At 68.6% G+C, this 4,651-nt stretch carries 3 protein-coding genes; 1 reads left to right on the top strand and 2 read right to left on the bottom strand.

Annotated features, from left to right (window positions below; translation table 11 throughout):
• Positions 1-116: 116 nt before the first annotated feature.
• Entirely contained in the window at positions 117-1,223 is a 1,107-nt protein-coding gene (locus tag QZ609_RS24780; protein WP_295500591.1) for an ABC transporter substrate-binding protein, read from the bottom strand.
• 251 nt (positions 1,224-1,474) lie between these two features.
• On the opposite strand from QZ609_RS24780, the gene hemN reads away from it, so the two are divergent.
• Positions 1,475-2,968 carry an oxygen-independent coproporphyrinogen III oxidase gene (gene hemN, locus QZ609_RS24775; RefSeq protein ID WP_295500588.1) on the top strand — a complete coding sequence of 498 codons (1,494 nt, stop codon included), beginning with the start codon at positions 1,475-1,477 and terminating at the stop codon, positions 2,966-2,968.
• A 21-nt stretch (positions 2,969-2,989) separates the two neighbouring features.
• Here hemN and pyk read toward each other — a convergent pair whose 3' ends face one another.
• A complete protein-coding gene (gene pyk, locus QZ609_RS24770; protein ID WP_295500585.1) occupies positions 2,990-4,468 on the bottom strand; it encodes a pyruvate kinase in 1,479 nt (492 codons plus the stop codon).
• Positions 4,469-4,651: the final 183 nt, after the last annotated feature.

Here is a 4,651-nt window from a genome sequence, read left to right as displayed (position 1 = left end):
ACTTTCTTTGGCAAGACAAAGAAAGTGAGTCAGCCCCGGCAGGGGATGAAACAGGAGATGCACCACAAAAGCCCGCCCCAGCAGAAGCAAAGAAACAAGGGATGCACCACCACCCCCTAATTCCCACTCCCCTGGATGTAATTCAGGTCAACAAACTCACTCCCCCGATTCCCCCGCGTGAAATCGAGCGCGAACCCGCCCACATCCATGCGCGTCTGCAGCGCCCGCCGCAGGTCGGGCCCGGCCACCTTGCCACCCGCCGCATTCATCGCGCCGATCAGGTAGGTCGCGGCGATGTACCCCGACAGCGTGGCAGCCGACGGCGGTTCGTCGAGGAACTGTTTCATGCGCGCAATGTGCTCGCGCGTGATCTTCGTGCTGCCGCTGGCAGGGTTGGGCACCGTCTGCGCAAGCAGCAGGCCGCCGCTGTAGCCGGCGCCGAGAATCTCGCGCGCCACCTGTGCGTTGACCGACGACAGCCCGACCAGGAAGCCATACCACCCGTGCTGCGCCAGCGCACGCCCCACGCTGGCATAGGCAAGCGTGTCGCCGGCGACGATCACGGCAGTCGGCTTGGTCGGGGCGATGCGGGCGGCGAGGTCGCCCGGGTCGCCCGTGAGGGTGTAGAGATCCAGCGTTTCGGCCGCCTCGCCCTTGGCGGGCACCGTGCCGGCCAGCGTGCCGCGCATGCGCGCGCCGAGCTGCGGATCGAAGCCGGCGATGGTGACCAGCGCGATGCGCCGCATGCCGAACTGGCGCAGCCGGTTGTGCGCGGCGATGAGCTCGCTGTCGTAGTCGGGGCGGATGAACCAGACGTTGTCGGAGGCGGAGGCGGCGCCGGAGAGGGGCGCGAACAGCGGCACGTTGCGCCGCGTGATCTCAGGCGAGGATGCCAGCGCGGGCAGCAGGCGCTCGCTCACGCCGAGCAGCACTTCCACGTGGTCACGCTCGATCAGGTCGACGGCCTGCCGCACGGCGTCGGCCTGCTCGACCTCGCGGCGGATCAGGTTGATGCGCCGGCCATGGATGCCGCCGCCCTGGTTGGCCGCGTCGAAGGCGACCTTGGCGCCGGCCATGAAGTCGCGCGCGTAGTCGGCCTGCTCGCCCCCGCGCTCGATCAGCTGGCCGACCACGAACGACGGGCCCCCTTGCGCATGCGCAGCCAACGCCACGGTTGCGCAGGCTAGCGCACACGCGCAGCGGCGTGCCAATGTCTTCCACATGGTGCTTCCCCCAAAGACGGATCGATGGCGCCAGCTGTTCTTGTTGTGGGCTGCTGCAATGCTGCCGTGCGGGCAGGCGGGCGCAAACGGCGATGGTAGGGCGGCGTCGATGACAGATCGGTGAAGTTGTGCCCCTTCCGACGGAGGGATCGGCGCGTTTGAAAACCCATTGACCGACGTTGACACATATCAACGCGCTGCGCGAGTCACCGGCATAGGATGGACCATCGCCCTCGCATTGACGCCCCATCATGGTCACCCTGACCCCCTTCAACCAGCCGCCTGCCGACGCGCTGGCACCCAATGACACGCCGTTCCGCTGGTCCGCGCCGCAAGTGCGCGCACTGGCGCAGCGCTTCGATACGCACGGCCCGCGCTATACGTCCTACCCGACGGCGGACCGCTTTCACAACGGCTTCGGCAAGACCGACTACCTCGACGCGCTGCACCGCCGCGCAGCCATCGCGCCGGCGCTGCATGCCCCGCTGTCGTTGTACGTGCATCTGCCGTTCTGCGCCAACCTCTGTTACTACTGCGGCTGCAACAAGGTCATCACCAAGGACCATTCGCGCAGCGCGCGCTACATCCGCGCCCTGGCGCACGAGATGGCGATGGTGGCCAAGCACGTCGGCCCGTTGCGCCGCGCCACGCAGCTGCATTGGGGCGGCGGCACGCCGACGTTCCTCCGGCACGACGAGATGCGCGACGTGATGGCCGCCACGCGCGAGCATTTCGACCTGGCCGACGACGGCGAGATCTCGGTCGAACTCGACCCGCGCCACGCCGACGACGATACGCTGGCCGTGCTGGCCGAACTCGGCTTTAACCGCGCGAGCCTCGGCATCCAGGATTTCGACCCGGAGGTGCAGCGCGCCGTGCACCGCGTGCAGAGCGTCGAGCAGACGCGCCGCGTGGTCGACACCGCACGCCGGCTCGGCTTCCAGTCGATCAGCTTCGACCTGATCTACGGCCTGCCGCATCAGCGCATGGCCACCTTCAACACCACGCTGGACCGCGTGCTGGAGATGGCGCCAGACCGCCTCTCGGTCTACAGCTACGCGCACCTGCCGCACCTGTTCAAGCCGCAGCGCCGCATCGACTCAGACACACTGCCCAGCGTTGACGAGAAGCTCGATCTGCTGGCGATGACGGTGGAACGCCTCGTCGCCGAGGGCTATGTCTATATCGGCATGGACCACTTTGCGCGGCCGGACGATGCGCTCGCCATCGCGCAGCGCGAGGGGCGGTTGCAGCGCAACTTCCAGGGCTATTCCACGCACGCCGATTGCGATCTGCTGGCCTTTGGCGTGTCCGCCATCAGCCGCGTGGGCGATGTGTATGCGCAGAACGAGAAGGACCTCGACGGCTATTACGCGCGCGTCGATGCCGGCGAGCTGCCGGTGCTGCGCGGCCTCGTGCTCACGCCGGACGACCACGTGCGCCGCGCGCTGATCGGCGAGCTGATGTGCGGGTTCGAGCTGGATATGCGCGCGTTCGGCGCGCGCCACGGGTTGGACTTCAAGCGCAGCTTTGCCAGCGAGCTGGAAGCGCTGGCGCCGCTGGAAGACGCCGGGCTGGTGAAGGTGGGCGACGAGCGCATCGTCATCTCGCCGCAAGGGCGGCTGCTGGTGCGCCGCATCGCCATGGTGTTCGACGCGCACCTGCGCGCGGCCGGCACCGAGCGCGCGGTCGAGGCGGAGGGCAAGCCCGTCACCTTCGTCCCGCGCTACTCCAAGGTCGTTTAAGCGGCGAATTTATGCGGCGATTCAGGCGGAGACCGGCTCTGCTTGCTGCGCGGCCGTCGCGGGCTGCGTGGCGGCCACCGTCTGCGGCCAGATTTCGGCCAGGCGCAGCAGGTTGGTCGAGCCCGCCTGCCCGAAGGGCATGCCCGCCGTGATGGCGATCTGATCGCCCGACACGGCAAAGCCCTCGCGTGCGGCGGCGCGGCAGGCCGCATCCACCATTTCATCCACGCTGGTCACATCCGTGCTGACGGTGCTGTGCACGCCCCACGTGATCGCCAGGCGGCGCGCCGTGTCCAGGCGCGGCGTGATGCTGACGATGGGCGCCAGCGGCCGCTCGCGCGCGGCGCGCAGGCTGGTCTTGCCGCTGGACGTGTACGTCACCGTCGCCACGGCGCCCAGGATGTGCGTCACATCGCGCAGCGCCGCGCAGATGGCATCCTGGCGCGTCGGCAGCGGGGCCTGGTGCTGGGCGTCGATCAGGTTGCGGTAGAGCGGGTCGCGCTCGGTCTCGGCGATGATGCGGTTCATGATGCTGACCGCCGCCACCGGGTGCTTGCCGCTGGCCGATTCGGCCGAGAGCATCACCGCATCGGTGCCGTCGTACACGGCGGTGGCCACGTCGGACGCTTCCGCGCGCGTCGGCACCGGCGCCTCGATCATCGATTCCAGCATCTGCGTGGCCACGACCACCGGCTTGCCGTGCTGGCGCGCGATGCGCAGGATGCGCTTCTGCACGCCGGGCACGCGCTCGGGCGGCAGCTCCACGCCCAGGTCGCCACGCGCGACCATCAGCGCGTCGGACGCCTGCACGATGTCTTCCAGGTGCAGCAGCGCGGCGGGCTTCTCGATCTTGGCGAGCAGGCCGGCGCGGTCCCCGATGATCTCGCGCGCGGCGATCACGTCTTCCGCGCGCTGCACGAACGACAGCGCAATCCAGTCCACGCCCAGCGACAGGGCGAAGTCGAGGTCGCGCAGGTCCTTCTCGGTGAGCGCAGGGATGGGGATCACGGCATCCGGCACGTTCACGCCCTTGCGGTCCGACAGCGGGCCGCCGTCGACCACGCGGGTGACGATGGCGACGGCATCGGCGGCTTCCACCGCCAGGCGGATCTTGCCGTCATCGAGCAGCAGGGCTTGGCCCGGCGCGGCGGCGGCGAAGAGTTCGGGGTGGGGCAGGTGGACGCGGGTGACGTCGCCCGGGGTCGGGTCGCGGTCGAGGACGAAGCGGTCGCCGTTCCTGAGCGTGACGCGGCCTTCGGCGAAGGTGCCGATGCGCAGCTTGGGGCCTTGCATGTCGGCGAGGATGCCGATGGGGCGGCCGGTTTCGGCCTCGATCGCGCGGACGACGTCGTAGCGCTTGCGGTGGTCTTCGTGCGAGCCGTGGCTGAAGTTCAGGCGGAAGACGTCCGCTCCTGCCTCGAAGAGGGCGCGGATGGTGTCTTTGTCGCTGCTGGCGGGGCCGAGGGTGGCGAGGATTTTGGTGTTGCGGAAGCGGCGCATTGCTGATGGCTCCGGTGTGGGCTGGCGTTTGCTGCGTTTGCGGACCGTGGGGGTCCATCCCTTGTTTCATCCCCTGCCGGGGCTGATGTGCATTCAGTCTGGCGGGGTGTTGTTGGTTCATCCCCCGCTTCGTCCCCTGCCGGGGCCGACTCACTTTCTTTGTCTTGCCAAAGAAAGTAAGCA

Source organism: uncultured Ralstonia sp., assembly GCA_913056305.1.
In the GTDB taxonomy this organism is placed as follows: Bacteria; Pseudomonadota; Gammaproteobacteria; order Burkholderiales; family Burkholderiaceae; genus Ralstonia.
This window is presented reverse-complemented; position numbering and strand designations above follow the sequence as displayed.

What these genes read in the sequence shown, in the direction of transcription:
- QZ609_RS24780 (WP_295500591.1), bottom strand. Translation starts at nt 1,223, where the DNA reads ATGTGGAAGACATTGGCACGCCGCTGCGCGTGTGCGCTAGCCTGCGCA.
- hemN (WP_295500588.1), top strand. Translation starts at nt 1,475, where the DNA reads ATGGTCACCCTGACCCCCTTCAACCAGCCGCCTGCCGACGCGCTGGCA.
- pyk (WP_295500585.1), bottom strand. Translation starts at nt 4,468, where the DNA reads ATGCGCCGCTTCCGCAACACCAAAATCCTCGCCACCCTCGGCCCCGCC.